This is a genomic window from Vibrio sp. sp1 (genome assembly GCF_016920955.1).
In the GTDB taxonomy this organism is placed as follows: domain Bacteria; phylum Pseudomonadota; class Gammaproteobacteria; order Enterobacterales; family Vibrionaceae; genus Vibrio; species Vibrio alginolyticus.
The window spans coordinates 154,980-167,955 of sequence record NZ_CP060590.1; the positions used below are offsets into that span (position 1 = coordinate 154,980).

11 protein-coding genes and 1 tRNA gene are annotated in these 12,976 nt (G+C 44.7%); 6 read left to right on the forward strand and 6 right to left on the reverse strand.

Annotated features, from left to right (window positions below):
- Nucleotides 1–52: 52 nt before the first annotated feature.
- Genes H9L11_RS16205 through H9L11_RS16215 form a run of 3 tightly spaced genes read right to left on the reverse strand, consistent with a single transcriptional unit; the run spans nt 53 to nt 3,656 of the window.
- A complete protein-coding gene (locus H9L11_RS16205) occupies nt 53–760 on the reverse strand; it encodes an SDR family oxidoreductase (protein ID WP_205391273.1) in 708 nt (235 codons plus the stop codon).
- Nucleotides 760–2,304 (reverse strand): cryptochrome/photolyase family protein, encoded by a 1,545-nt coding sequence (locus tag H9L11_RS16210; protein ID WP_205391274.1) that lies wholly within the window; start codon nt 2,302–2,304, stop codon nt 760–762. The genes H9L11_RS16205 and H9L11_RS16210 overlap by 1 nt, the downstream gene beginning before the upstream one ends.
- A complete protein-coding gene (locus H9L11_RS16215; protein WP_205391275.1) occupies nt 2,304–3,656 on the reverse strand; it encodes a DASH family cryptochrome in 1,353 nt (450 codons plus the stop codon). Before H9L11_RS16215 ends, H9L11_RS16210 begins: the two co-directional genes overlap by 1 nt.
- A gap of 349 nt (nt 3,657–4,005) precedes the next feature.
- Between H9L11_RS16215 and H9L11_RS16220 the strand changes: the two genes are divergently transcribed.
- A complete protein-coding gene (locus tag H9L11_RS16220) occupies nt 4,006–5,019 on the forward strand; it encodes a GGDEF domain-containing protein (RefSeq protein ID WP_017635511.1) in 1,014 nt (337 codons plus the stop codon).
- Between the two features lie 90 nt (nt 5,020–5,109).
- Here the strand turns inward: H9L11_RS16220 and H9L11_RS16225 are convergent, their stop codons facing one another.
- A complete protein-coding gene (locus tag H9L11_RS16225) occupies nt 5,110–5,685 on the reverse strand; it encodes a hypothetical protein (protein ID WP_205391276.1) in 576 nt (191 codons plus the stop codon).
- A gap of 174 nt (nt 5,686–5,859) precedes the next feature.
- Here H9L11_RS16225 and H9L11_RS16230 point away from each other — a divergent pair, with 174 nt between their 5' ends.
- Nucleotides 5,860–7,416: a DUF3612 domain-containing protein gene (locus H9L11_RS16230; RefSeq protein ID WP_080773721.1), complete on the forward strand. Its 1,557-nt coding sequence runs from the start codon at nt 5,860–5,862 to the stop codon at nt 7,414–7,416.
- Between the two features lie 387 nt (nt 7,417–7,803).
- On the opposite strand, the gene H9L11_RS16235 is transcribed toward H9L11_RS16230, so the two are convergent.
- A complete protein-coding gene (locus tag H9L11_RS16235; RefSeq protein WP_053304658.1) occupies nt 7,804–9,159 on the reverse strand; it encodes a diguanylate cyclase in 1,356 nt (451 codons plus the stop codon).
- 132 nt (nt 9,160–9,291) lie between these two features.
- Between H9L11_RS16235 and H9L11_RS16240 the strand changes: the two genes are divergently transcribed.
- Complete coding sequence (locus H9L11_RS16240) at nt 9,292–9,897, forward strand: alpha-ketoglutarate-dependent dioxygenase AlkB (protein WP_005374161.1); 606 nt, start codon at nt 9,292–9,294, stop codon at nt 9,895–9,897.
- Between the two features lie 69 nt (nt 9,898–9,966).
- The gene (locus H9L11_RS16245; RefSeq protein WP_005384167.1) at nt 9,967–11,055 is read left to right on the forward strand and encodes a DUF3541 domain-containing protein; all 1,089 of its coding nucleotides are present in this window, start codon (nt 9,967–9,969) and stop codon (nt 11,053–11,055) included.
- A gap of 54 nt (nt 11,056–11,109) precedes the next feature.
- On the opposite strand, the gene H9L11_RS16250 is transcribed toward H9L11_RS16245, so the two are convergent.
- Complete coding sequence (locus tag H9L11_RS16250) at nt 11,110–12,318, reverse strand: NupC/NupG family nucleoside CNT transporter (RefSeq protein WP_104980352.1); 1,209 nt, start codon at nt 12,316–12,318, stop codon at nt 11,110–11,112.
- Nucleotides 12,319–12,730: 412 nt separating this feature from the next.
- On the opposite strand from H9L11_RS16250, the gene H9L11_RS16255 reads away from it, so the two are divergent.
- Both H9L11_RS16255 and H9L11_RS16260 read left to right on the forward strand, forming a co-directional pair.
- Nucleotides 12,731–12,913 (forward strand): hypothetical protein, encoded by a 183-nt coding sequence (locus H9L11_RS16255; protein ID WP_021035910.1) that lies wholly within the window; start codon nt 12,731–12,733, stop codon nt 12,911–12,913.
- Nucleotides 12,878–12,961: transfer RNA gene (locus tag H9L11_RS16260), tRNA-Leu, on the forward strand. Before H9L11_RS16255 ends, H9L11_RS16260 begins: the two co-directional genes overlap by 36 nt.
- Nucleotides 12,962–12,976 lie beyond the last annotated feature (15 nt).

Here is a 12,976-nt window from a genome sequence, read left to right on the forward strand (position 1 = left end):
ACCCTCTCTGGAGTATGTTATTTCATTTGTATTAACGTTTGTACGCGTTCTCTTACCAAGGTAATAACGTCCCATCATAAGCCCAAAACGCCCCGCTATCTTGCGGGGTTGCTTTTTCTATCAAGCCTAATAAATCCTTAGCAACTCGCTCTGGCGTGAACAACTTTCCCTCTGGGACATTGGTTTGAAAAGGTGCCGACAAAGCGGTATCTGTGGTGCCAGGGTGAAGTGAAAGCACCGTGCCATGTTTGACCACTCTTTGCCATTCGATCGACATGGTTTTTAGGAACATGTTTAATGCGGCTTTCGATGCTCGATAGCTGTACCAACCACCTAACTGATTATCGCTAATGCTGCCAACTTTGGCCGAAATGGTCGCAAACTTGGGTGCAGTACTGCGCTTTAGCTTGGGCGTGAAGTATTTCGCCAACAGCAAACTTGGCAAAGTATTAACCGTGATGGTTTGCTGAAAGAAGTCTGCGTCGAGCGAGCTAAGATTCTTCTCAGGACCTTTCTCTTGGGTGTGCAACATACCAACACAGTTCACCAACCAATCGACGTGTTCAATCTGCTCACTGAACGCTTTTACCTGCTCGTCTTGCGATACATCCACTTGATGCCAAACGACATTTGGGTGTTGCCAATCTGGTTGCTGCTTACGATAAGTGGCATGCACGCGCGCTTGAGGGAACCGAGCTGCGGCTTCTCTCACCACTGCCAAACCAATTCCACCATTGCCACCGACGATGAGTATTTCCATCACAAGTTCTCCACGTTTTCTATGTAGTGCTCTGCGGTATCAAGAATCGCTTGGCGTTGCTGTTCTTCCATGTTGTCCCAAGAGCGGAAAATCATCCCGATTCGTGGATTGGCTGCGAGGCGCTTGTCGTGCTTGTTCATAAAGCGCCAATAAAGGCTGTTAAACGGACACGATCCTTCCCCACTCCTCGCCTTATTGTCGTAATGGCAACCCTTACAGTAGTCGCTCATTTTGTTGATGTAAGAACCACTCGCCGCGTAAGGTTTGGTGCCAACAATGCCGCCATCCGCAAACAATGCCATGCCACGTGTGTTCGGCATTTCGACCCATTCAATCGCATCCACATAGATACCGAGATACCACTCATCCACTTGATCTGGGGCGATTTCGGTTAGCAAACAAAAGTTACCTGTGACCATCAAACGTTGGATGTGGTGTGCGTAGGCGTAATCGAGAGACTGACCAATCGCATTGCGCATACAGGCCATTTTGGTTTCGCCATTCCAAAAGAAGTCTGGCAGCTTTCTGTCTGCGCCCAACTCGTTCTTTTTAGGGTAATGAGGCATGTTCGCCCAATAGACGCCTCGGATATACTCTCGCCATCCCAAGATTTGGCGAATAAACCCTTCGACTTGAGAAATGTCGATGTCCGCGTTGGAATGAAATGCCTTAAGTGAAGCATCAATGACTTCTCTCGGGTGCAGCAATTTGCTGTTGAGCGAGAATGAAATTCGGCTGTGATACAAGCTCCACTTAGCATCGTGCTGGCCTGTCATGGCATCTTGAAAACGTCCGAATAACGGCAAACAGACTTGGCAGAAATGCGCGAGTAAAGACAAGCTTTGCGCGCGATTAATTGGCCACAACAAGTCCCCTTCGAGATTTCCGATGGTTTTGATGCCATGTTTTGCCAACCGCTCAACAATGCCACGCACGTCGGTACTGAACATCAAAGGTTGTGGCAGTTGTTCAATGTCTTTGGCTTTGAGCTTGTTACGGTTGTTGGCATCGTAATTCCATTTCCCGCCTACAGGCTTTCCGTCTTGCATCAAGATGTCGAAGCGCTTGCGCATGCGGCGATAAAAGTGCTCCATCATGATGTGTTTGCCTTGAGGAAACTGCGATTCTATTTCTTCAAACGGCAACAAAAAGTGTTCCGAATCGACACAACGTGTAACGACCCCATCAAGCTTTAGTTTGGCTAACTGCTCTATTAAACGGTATTCATCCGGGCGTTGATATTCAAACTTACTTGCACCAACTTCGCTCACGTAGTGTTGCAAGACTTGCTCAAGATCGTCGAAGGATTGCGTGTCATCCAATGTGAGGTGCAAAACTTGGTGACCTTCACTCTGACGCTCTTTCGCAAACTGTTCCATTGCAGAAAAGAACGCACACACTTTCTGAATATGGTGCGTGACGTAAGTATTCTCTTGCTTGAGCTCCGCAATCAAATAAAGCACTTGCTCATCCGGTTGATGAAACCAAGAGTGCTCACTGTTAAGTTGATCGCCCAAGATCAATCGTACGGTTTCAAATTGCATTACGGTTTCTCCGATGACGAAGCTTTGTCACTGCTGCCCATCACAATCGGCCAATCGACCATGTCTACACTATCCAAATGCGCGCCAGGACAACGACCTTGCCACCTATCGATGAACTCCATGTGCGGGTCGTACATTTCGGTTTGCTTTTCGAGGTTGAATTGTCGTGAACCACGCGGATCAGCACCAACGCCCGCTAGGTATTGCCAATTTCCCCAGTTTGATGCCACATCGTAATCGACCAGTTGTGACTCAAAGTACGCCGCGCCATAACGCCAATCAAGGCCAAGTTCATGCACCAAACAACTGGCGACTAACTGTCTGCCACGATTCGACATATAACCGGTTTCATTAAGTTGGTGCATACACGCATTGACGATAGGAAATGGCGTTTCACCTTTCTTCCATTGTTGAAAACGGTGCGCGTAAAAGCTGGTGAGTGGTGCTTGATTTTGGATGCCACCGAATCGGAAGAGCTGTCGCTTGTGTCGACGGGCATACCAATAAAAGTATTCACGCCAAAGCAGCTCGAAGTAAATCCAGTAGGTTGAATCATTTGCACCATTCTCCGCTTCATAACGTTTCAACATGGCATAAATGGTTTTCGGAGAAACGCACCCATGAGCTAGCCAAGGAGAGAACTTGGTGGAGTAATCCATGCCATCTAAACCATTGCGTGTTTGTTTGTATTCACTGGCTAGTGTGGAAGCAAAATACTGGCGACAATGTTCAAGCCCGCGGCTTTCTCCACCATGAAACGCAGCTGTTGTGTCAAAGTAATATGCAGTAACGGAAGGAAGATTCACACCTAAAGGAATTGGAGGTAACGAACGGATACTCTCGTGGGGCCGAGAGATGTCTAAACCTTCAACTTGCTTTCTAAACTGCGTGAAAGTCGTAGGCAGATTGCTCAAGTCAAATGGCAGTTGTTCTTCCCTTAACAGGGTCCGGATTGCTTGCTGTTTTATTTTTACATGAGACGCGCCTTCAACTGCGCGATCTAACGCTTGTTGCTCATCCGAACCGGGAAAGGCGTCAGCATATATATGTATGACGCCGAAGCGATTAACAGCATACTTGATTGCTTGATCGGGCGTCAGTTCAACCGCCCATAATCGCTGACCAAGGTGATTCAAAGATTGATTGAGTTCACTAAGCGATAAGTCGAGAAACTGCAATTTCGCACGCCCGAAAGAGGCTTCCTGCGCAAAGTGATGCAAGTAAGGCGTCATTGAAGGGTAGCAATACAAGCAAATTAACTCGTCCATTTCTACACTGGCGCTTTTCAACAGTGGGTTGTCGTGCAATCGCAAGTCGTTCGTGAACCAATAAAGTCCTATTTTCTTTTTCAATTCGCACCCTCAGATGTTAATTCTTCGTCTACGAGTTCTTTTCACGGAGACCCTGACGTTAAGCCTTTTGATTTACTTGCTTTTATACGAAAACGAGAGTTTGACGATCATTAGGTTACTAACGTTCACACGGAATCCATTTGCTGGATATCTCAAAACACGCAATACCACCAAATGCCTGTACATGTTTCATACTGATATTTTATAAAATTTGAATCCAACGGTATTGATCACGATCTTAATCACTCATTTTCTATATAAACCATGCAAAAGTGATAAAAATTAAAGCGACATTAGTTAATATCCGTTAATCTAAGCCCAATCCCATTTTGCTAGTACCATCGCAGAAATGACCGACGAGTTTAAGAAATCAACCGCTAATTTAAAAAAAGCGGTCCCACTGATGATCAAAAACCATGTTGCTGCCACGCCAGCCAACTACGCGCTTTGGTATACCTACGTTGACAAGACCATTCCAGAACTCAACTTTGAGTTAGACATGGTGTTAGAAAACTACGGTATTTGCCCTCCAGCAACCAATAAACAGCTTTACAACAACTATGTGGCCAGCAAAGCAGAAACCAGCCTTGAAGATCTTAGAACCAATGTAGAAGTTCTGCTACATGAAGTATCCAGTTCAATGAGCGATACGATTTCAGATACTTCCTCCTTTTCCGAGATGGTAGACAAAAGCTTTAATAAACTGGAAAAAGTTGAGGACAATAGCCTAAGCATTGAAGAAGTGATGGTAGTGATTCGTCAACTTGTCGCAGAGTCACACGAAATTCGTCACTCAACAAAGTTTTTGAATAGCCAATTGACTAACGCGAGTGAAGAAATTTCTCGCCTCAAAAACCAACTGGCTGAAGTACAGCAAGATGCGTTGTTCGATGGTTTGTCAAACCTATACAACCGCCGAGCATTTGACAAAGATCTTTCTTCACTTATTGCATCAAATCAGGCAATGACCTTGATCATGCTTGATATCGATCATTTCAAATCATTTAACGACAATTACGGGCACCTTTTTGGCGATACAGTATTAAAAGCCATTGCCCGCCGGCTACAACAAAGTTGTCGAGATGGGATATGTGCGTACCGTTTTGGTGGTGAAGAATTCGCGTTAATTGTACCTAACAAATCTCTGCGAATTGCTCGCCAATATGCAGACACACTACGCCGGATGATAGAAAAACTGCGTATCAGAGATAAGCGCTCAGGCACACAAGTTCACAGCATTACCGCTTCTTTTGGGGTAGCAGAATTTGAGCTGGGTGATACGCCTGAAGCCTTAATCAATAAAGCCGATAAACAGCTTTATGAAGCAAAACAACTCGGTCGTAACCGCGTGATGCCAATTTAAATAAACTGGCTAAGCGAAAACGACTTTTATGATAAAAAAGAAAACCCCGCGCTGTAAAGTGCGGGGTTTTTGTATCCAATCATGAGTATCTTAATCGACGCTGTAGCAGTAACTTAGAATGTAGTCGTCACCATTTTTTGCGGTATATTCTTTATCTTCACTGCATGCCATCGGCTTACCTTTTTTGTCGCCTTTGATTAGACTTATCCAATGGCGCATCGCGGTTGGTGCATTGCCAGTTAGTTCAGGATGAAACGTCGTGCGAGTTTCCAATTGAATATCATCAATGTCCACTAATTCCACGCAACCAGTGCCTTTATGACAGCCAAACAGCACTTCTACATGATTGCCCGAATCATCTTTGAACAAAATCGACTTTGGATCTTCCTTTTCACCAGTGTACGCCACGAAGTGTTTTGGGCTTTTCAGGCCGCTGTGTGTACCGTCTTTGAAATAAGCCAAAACATGGCGGTAATCAATCACGTAACTTGATACGTCTTGGTGCGACCCGTTCTCCAATGGGAACATGCGGTCAAGCAGTTGCTTCGCTTTTACTTGTTTCTCACTCTGCTGCTCAGCACTTACCGCTTCGACGGCAAATACGGCTTCAGCGATAAATGGGCGTTGTTGTTGCATCTCTTTTTTATCGAAGTTCAGCATATTCATCGTCATATCCTCGCACTTAAAAACTCGTCCTAGAGTAAAAACTTAAATCCTTTATTTAAGTTTCAGGCAATTCTGTGAAGTGGATGGTTAATTTCCTTGCCTGCTCATTATGTAGACTAGCGAAATATTGACTACAATTTCACAACAAAAATTTTACAATGTGAATTTTACAAAATGTCTGTGTCAAAAAGCCTTATTCGTCAGTCTCATTTTCTTGGTACGAAAATTCGTAACCTAAGAAAAAACAACCATTTAACGATGGAAGATTTGTCTGCCCGTTGTGTAAGAATTAATCCAGAGTACGCTCCGTCGGTTTCTTACCTTTCAATGATTGAGCGCGGAAAACGCGTACCGAGTATCGATATGCTCGAAGTGATCGCGGAAGTTTTTCAAAAAGATCCGGCGTGGTTTTTAGATGATGAACCCGAATTAGAAGCCATCACACCCAACAAAGGAAATCGTGGCGGGATTAGTGGCATGGCGTTGGAGCCGAGCTTCCTGTTTTCCAATGATATTCTTCAAATCGCGATACCAGAAATGCTCTCCCAAACAGGTATCACGGGGCGTCAATTCGCCCACTTACTGATCCGCGCACACCAAGAAAACCATCAAAACCATTTTCCTGATTTAGAGCGCGCCGCCGAAGAGGTCGGCTTGAAGCGGCTGAATCTATCTGTAGAAGATCTCGTAGACATTGCAAAGAGTATGGGATTGGATATCCGCTGGGTAGATCGAGCGCCACAAGATGTGATTGATGAACTGGGCGTCAGCGCCAAACAGTTGATTACGTCTTTCATGGAGCCACCTGGGACTATTTATCTCAATAAACGAATGCGTGACTATCCAACCCGATTGAAGTATGACTTGGCGGTATATATCGGCCATCGAGTGCTCCATAGCAGCGATGCAATGAATAACGTTTTATCTATCGGGCATCAAAACAATTGGGAGCAAATGGACAGCCCTGTGTCGAACTCTGAACTCAATTCGCAAGATATCCTGCAAGCTTGGCGTGATTTTGAGTCCAGCTTTTTTGCTGGTGCCTTGCTTTGCCCCAAAGTACCATTTCGTCAGTTGCTTGACCGCTCCGGTTACGAAATTGATGTTCACAAAAAGGCCGGCGTTTCTCCTTCCGTTGCAATGCGTCGCATGACGGTGGTCTCGCCTTACCCTCATTGGCACTATTTTGATGCCTATGGCCCCGGCAAGTTAAAAGCAGTGTATCGAGGAAATGGTATTCCATTGCCTTGGGGCAACATGCGCAAAGTAAACGACCCTTGCCAGCACTGGGCGGTATTCCGACGCCTTTCCCAGCCTTTGGATACCAGTTCAGCGCAAATTTCGATTTTAAATGTTGGCGACGAGCCACGTATCTACTGCTGCGAATCGGTCAACGTATTTGACCCTGCGGGAAATAATCGCGTGCTATGTGCCGGTATTGATCTTAACCCTGCTATTTCTGCACAAGGTGGCGATGCCGTTTCCATAGCGGAAGAACTTAAGTCCCTTTGTGTCGCTTCCGGCGGAAGTAGTGTTATTCCTCCCCACATCAAAAAAGACTTAACGACTATCGCTAAGATATTAAACATCAACTGGATAGAGCGCGGGATTCAAACCCAAGCAAGGTTGATCTGCTCCAGAGGGGCGGTTTGTCCAAGACAACCTAGTTGTTACAGCAAGTGCGGAGAAGCTGATGAGACGGGCAGCGACGTGAATATCATCGGGCTTTAGAAAGAAAAAACGCCAATCACAATAAACGTGATTGGCGGTATATACTTGTGAACAATTTGTATTCACTAACAACGTCAGTTGGCTAGGTGACCCTCGGCTTAATAAGGGTCACTCTAAGTAAAGCACGATGCGTGCCAACTTTAAAAAAGCCGTTTTTTAGTAGATCCAGATGCATATCGTTGCTTTATTAACCATTAATTTCGCAAACTGCATTTGCAAAATGCAACATTATGCAAATATGCCACTGAATGCACTGCTAATAACGACTCTCTCAGCAAAGTGTCTGTGAACATATGAAGTCACATATTCTTGCACCTCAATGATGATGAGATTTCGGGCTCCCAACTTTACCATTCCTCTAACCCCTTATTGAAACTGGGTTCAGGCTCATCCGCCATGCTTTTGTTGATACATTCTCTCATCGGCTATTTTCATCATTTGCTCAGGAGATGACATTTGCGGGTCAAATATCGCGTACCCAATACTGGCTTTCAAATAGATAAGCGTTTCATCGTAAATGACGGGCGTAGAGCATAGCGCTAATCGAAGTTTTTGTAGAAGAGACTGAACATTTTCTTCCGTTCCTGGGTGATGAACTACAACTAAGAACTCATCACCGCCCATTCTGGCCACGATGTCTGATTTACGCAGAGAGCTTTTTACCCTTTCAGCCGTAGCGATTAAAACTTTGTCACCTGCGTCGTGACCATAGGTGTCGTTAATGTGTTTAAACCTATCTAGGTCAATATTAATTAAGGCGAAGCTATAACGCTTTTTATAACGTTTCGCTATTTCGAACTGCTGCTTGTAAAACTTCATAAAATAGCGACGGTTTGGTAAATTCGTGAGTTCATCGTGTAAAGCTCTGTCATCTGCAATGGTATACAGTCGATAAATGGCGAACAGCGCGAGGCTAAGTGCGAATATAATGGGATAACCGATTACTCTAGCTAAATGCAACTGATGCCAAGAGATTTGGCGATCAGCTTTGCCTCCAGAGAAAACCACCATACTCCACCCACCATAAGGAAAATGAACCATCTCTTTTGCATATACCATGCTATTTATACTTTGCGCGCCAAAGAAAGCATCACCAAATGAGCCACCGCTATCGTAACCACGGATCATTAAAGGGTAACGATACGAGAAATCAATTACGCCGGTTTCTCTCATCAGAGCATCGAAATCAATCACCGCACTGATCACTCCCCAGTAGTCCTGATTCATTGGAGGATCAAGAAAAACAGGCACACGCACGATCAAACCTCGGCCACCTTGGATCAATGTAACGGGCCCTGCGATGAAAATTTCTTGTACATCCTTGGCTTTTTGCACCTGTACCCACTGCTGTGGCACTGCGCGGTAATCAAGGCCGATTAGGCGCTCATTACCTTGGCGTGGAAATACGTGACTAATTACATCATTTTTCGCGATACCGATGATTGTAATATGTTTACTTTTATTTAGGATTCGGTGAGCGGCGATACTCAATTCTTCTTCTTGGTTTTTAGGAAGTAAAGTAATGAGTGTCGCTAAAGTACTGGCTTTGTAGATATCCGCCATAAGTACCGCTTCCAAATTGGAACGGAGAATGGAAAGTTGTTCTTTGGCCTCAACTTGAACTCGCTCTTTGTGAAGCTCTTGCTGGTTTCGATTTAACAGCTCAATAACCCCAATACACAAAGCGAAAAAGGTGAGGAAGAACAATGCAAAATAGCATCGCTTTCTGGGTAAATAACGCATTTTCTCCCCACAACTCGTATACAACTACGAGATTTTTTATTTATTGTTAAAATTCTTATTATCACAAGAATAACCAATCATAATCAGAAAGGTAACAGTGATTGACAACTTTTATGTTTTAGGTGTGAGATGATGCATCAACAAGGCGATTTATTTGGCGGCGATCTATGGCAAGAAGTAGAAAGAGGAAAACTTTATTATGATCCTCATTTTCTTAGCCATCTTGAGGCGGATAATTACTTTGACCAACTTCGAAAGACACTGCCATGGCACCAAGAACACATTACTATGTTCGGCAAGTCAGTACTTCAACCTCGCTTACAAGCGTGGCACGGTGATGCAGCATATACTTACTCAGGCTTAACCATGCAGCCTCACCCTTGGACTCCTGAGTTAACTCAGCTCAAAGTGCGTTGTGAATCAGTTGCTGATGTCACTTTTAATTCTGTTCTCGCTAACTTATATCGACACGGCCAAGACTCAATGGGCTGGCACCAAGATAATGAACCAGAGTTAGGTAGAAACCCTGTTATCGCATCTTTGAACTTAGGTGAAACACGTCGATTTTTGCTTAGAAATTTACATTGTAAAACTGAGATTGAATACGAGCTTTCTCACGGCTCCTTACTGATTATGGCTGGCGAGCTTCAGCATCACTGGAAGCACTGCGTACCAAAAACCGCGAAAACCAAAGATGAACGTATCAACCTGACTTTTAGGCAAATTTTTAACTATTGACTCAGCTTTTACATTCTCAATTAATATTGATGGTAGGTTTAGGTTCAGGACTTCATAGGGAATGGATTTATGCGTATTAAACCTCTTAGCTTAGCGGTCTTACTCTCTTGCTCACTTACCTTTGCAGCTCAGGCATCACAGGAAGAGGTACCGCTTCTCGATAATACTCAATCAGCGCAGTTGATTCGTAGTACCTACGAACAGGAACTGTTCACTTTCCCGGCGTTTAAAGAGGGCCATTTTGGCTTACGCATGTACCGCCAAACATTAGATGAGAAATATCACGCTGCCATTTGGACCGACATGGCACAAGTAGCCAGCCGGTTAAACCAATTTGCTAATGAAGTTGTTGAACCAGAAGACATCATTCTCTATTCATCTCAAAGGCTGACCACGTATCAAGAGAAAGAAACCGAACGAGGGCAGCGACGCTATACCGTGACTAAACACCATCCTGAGTACCTTTATCTTGGTGTGGATTTGCTTGGCGCAATGGCAAGAGCAAACGAATATGGCCTAAAGCATAAACAAGACAAAACGCTGAGAAAAATTATTAGGCGCTACGATTTCTCGCGTTACGTTACGGACAAAGAGATGATAGAGGCATGGGCAGCTCAGCTTGCAAACCAAGTCTACTGGCTTCGTCAGCTAGGAGAGCAAGATGTGGTCGAGGAATTCACTCAAACCTTCCGTGACACCTACCCCGACGATAAAGATAAGATGCTTTCAGCTCAGCAGTATTGGAACAAACTCTATGGTATGACGCACATCATCTTTGCCGATTCACAGTATTATCAGGAGCGAGTAAGCGAGAAGAAACACCAATGGATTTATGATTACTTTCGCAACAATATCGACACTATCCTACTGCGCGCCAAAGAAGACGTGATTGCGGAAGTCGGCATTTCGTTTTTGTTAGCAGGCTTGGACCATGATCCGGTCGTAAAGAAGACCCGCCAAGCCATTCGTCATGCAATCAACGCAGAAAAAGGGATGATTCCGTCGGTCGACGGTAACTTTGATCTCAAGTACGGCGAACACCGTAACGTGCTAGCCATCATGCTGCTCGATTGGAAAGGGGTACATAAAGCGCCAACTTATCAAGAGCACCCAGAGGCTTTTAAATCGATACCTTACGGCTTAATGCCCAAGCCTTAGAAATAACAAAACCCGCCATTTAGGCGGGTTTTGAGTGTGGATCTTCAATCTAAATTAGAGAGAGATAAAAATTCCCGCTAAGCAAGCACTCATCAGGTTAGCGAGTGTACCAGCAGCAACCGCTTTTAGGCCTAGACTTGCAACATCTTTGCGGCGCTCAGGTGCCATCACGCCGATAGAGCCCAACTGAATCGCAATTGAGCCAATGTTCGCAAAACCACACAACGCAAAAGTGATAATAATTTGAGTATGCTCAGACAGTGTCGCTTTGTGCTGCACAAAATCGATAAACGCAACAAACTCATTCATCACCACTTTCTGACCAATGTATGAACCCGCAGCTAGAATTTCGTGGCTTGGCACACCAATCAACCACGCTAGAGGTGCAAACAAATAACCAAAAATCGCTTGTAGCGTTACGCCAGAGAAACCAAGTATCTCACCCAAGTTTTCTAGCCCCGTGTTCACCATCGCGATAACACTCACGAAAGCGATAAGCATGGTACCAACAGCAACGGCAACTTTCATACCGCCCATGGCACCGCTTGCTAGCGCATCAATTACGTTGCTTTCTTCTGATTTATCTAGCTCAATATTGTTGTAATCGCTTGGCGTTTGACGCTCAGGAACGATGATTTTTGCCATCATCAAACTACCTGGTGCTGCCATAAAGCTTGCCGCGATCAAGTATTTGAGGTCGACCCCTAAACCAGCATAACCACCAAGCACACTGCCCGCCACTGAAGCCATACCACCAGCCATCACAGCAAACAGTTCAGAGCGAGTCATGTTAGAAAGAAATGGACGAATAAGAAGTGGTGACTCGCCTTGAGATAAGAAGATGTTCCCTGTTGCAACCAAAGACTCTGCTTTACTCGTACCCAAGAACTTCTGGATAGCGCCGCCAATAAATTGAATCACTTTTTGCATAATGCCCAAATAGTAAAGGGCGGAGATAAGAGCACTGAAGAAGATGATGATAGGAAGGACACGAATAGCGAAGATAAAGCCAGAAGAAGCGAGGTCACCAAAGAGGAATTTAATCCCTTCATCAGCAAAGCTGAGTAGCCCCGCGACACCATTACTTAAACTCGCCAGCGCCGCTTGACCCAACGGGAAATAGAGCACTAACGCAGCAAACCCCATTTGTAGCATCAAGGCGCGAGATACAGTTTTCCATTTAATGGAAGAACGACCCTCAGAAAGTAGGAAAGCACAACCTAGCAGTGCAACAATACCAAATAGACTAAATAGAACACTCATGAGCTGGACCTACTAAACGTTGAAAAAGAAAAAAGAGCCAAAGGAATTGGCAGAAGAAAGGGACAACGCAGCGAGCGATAACTCACTTTTAGATCCAGAATGTAGACAGAACGAATAGTTCGACATCTTATTTTTACCTTATACAAGCAATTGAACGTAGCTGGTCCGGTCCGTGGGGTCATTCACTGCTGGCGAGCATGTTGCTTGGCCTGCTCCATGTGACGGCTTGTATGGGTAAGGGTCCTGAACAACTAAACCCTAATTCCCGCTTAAACGGGACGCAAGTATAGCCAACAAAAAGAGATATTCATCACATTTATTTACGCAAACGTTCAAGCGTTCAAAATTTAGACAAAAGTACTCTTTTGTCGTCATACTATTAATAAAAGTAAGGGAATAAGGATAGACGTTGATGGTAAAAAACATAAAAGTGACCAATAAATATGCAATCAAACTCGAAAGAGCCAAAATTCGTCATTTTGCTCTCGCCAACAGGTGGATTTTGGTTATAATTCGCGTTGCTTCTTTCGAGGCCTCTGAGTATTCAGAGCATCATGATGCCGAGATGGTGAAATTGGTAGACACGCTAGCATGAGGTGCTAGTGCCTTTGGTGTGAGGGTTCGAGTCCCTCTCTCGGCACCATTATCCTTCTTCCCT

Excerpts from the sequence above, each read along its gene's own strand:
- H9L11_RS16235 (WP_053304658.1), bottom strand. The coding sequence starts at position 9,159 with ATGCGTTATTTACCCAGAAAGCGATGCTATTTTGCATTGTTCTTCCTC.
- H9L11_RS16205 (WP_205391273.1), bottom strand. The coding sequence starts at position 760 with ATGGAAATACTCATCGTCGGTGGCAATGGTGGAATTGGTTTGGCAGTG.
- H9L11_RS16255 (WP_021035910.1), top strand. The coding sequence starts at position 12,731 with ATGGTAAAAAACATAAAAGTGACCAATAAATATGCAATCAAACTCGAA.
- H9L11_RS16245 (WP_005384167.1), top strand. The coding sequence starts at position 9,967 with ATGCGTATTAAACCTCTTAGCTTAGCGGTCTTACTCTCTTGCTCACTT.
- H9L11_RS16250 (WP_104980352.1), bottom strand. The coding sequence starts at position 12,318 with ATGAGTGTTCTATTTAGTCTATTTGGTATTGTTGCACTGCTAGGTTGT.
- H9L11_RS16220 (WP_017635511.1), top strand. The coding sequence starts at position 4,006 with ATGACCGACGAGTTTAAGAAATCAACCGCTAATTTAAAAAAAGCGGTC.
- H9L11_RS16230 (WP_080773721.1), top strand. The coding sequence starts at position 5,860 with ATGTCTGTGTCAAAAAGCCTTATTCGTCAGTCTCATTTTCTTGGTACG.
- H9L11_RS16240 (WP_005374161.1), top strand. The coding sequence starts at position 9,292 with ATGCATCAACAAGGCGATTTATTTGGCGGCGATCTATGGCAAGAAGTA.
- H9L11_RS16210 (WP_205391274.1), bottom strand. The coding sequence starts at position 2,304 with ATGCAATTTGAAACCGTACGATTGATCTTGGGCGATCAACTTAACAGT.
- H9L11_RS16225 (WP_205391276.1), bottom strand. The coding sequence starts at position 5,685 with ATGAATATGCTGAACTTCGATAAAAAAGAGATGCAACAACAACGCCCA.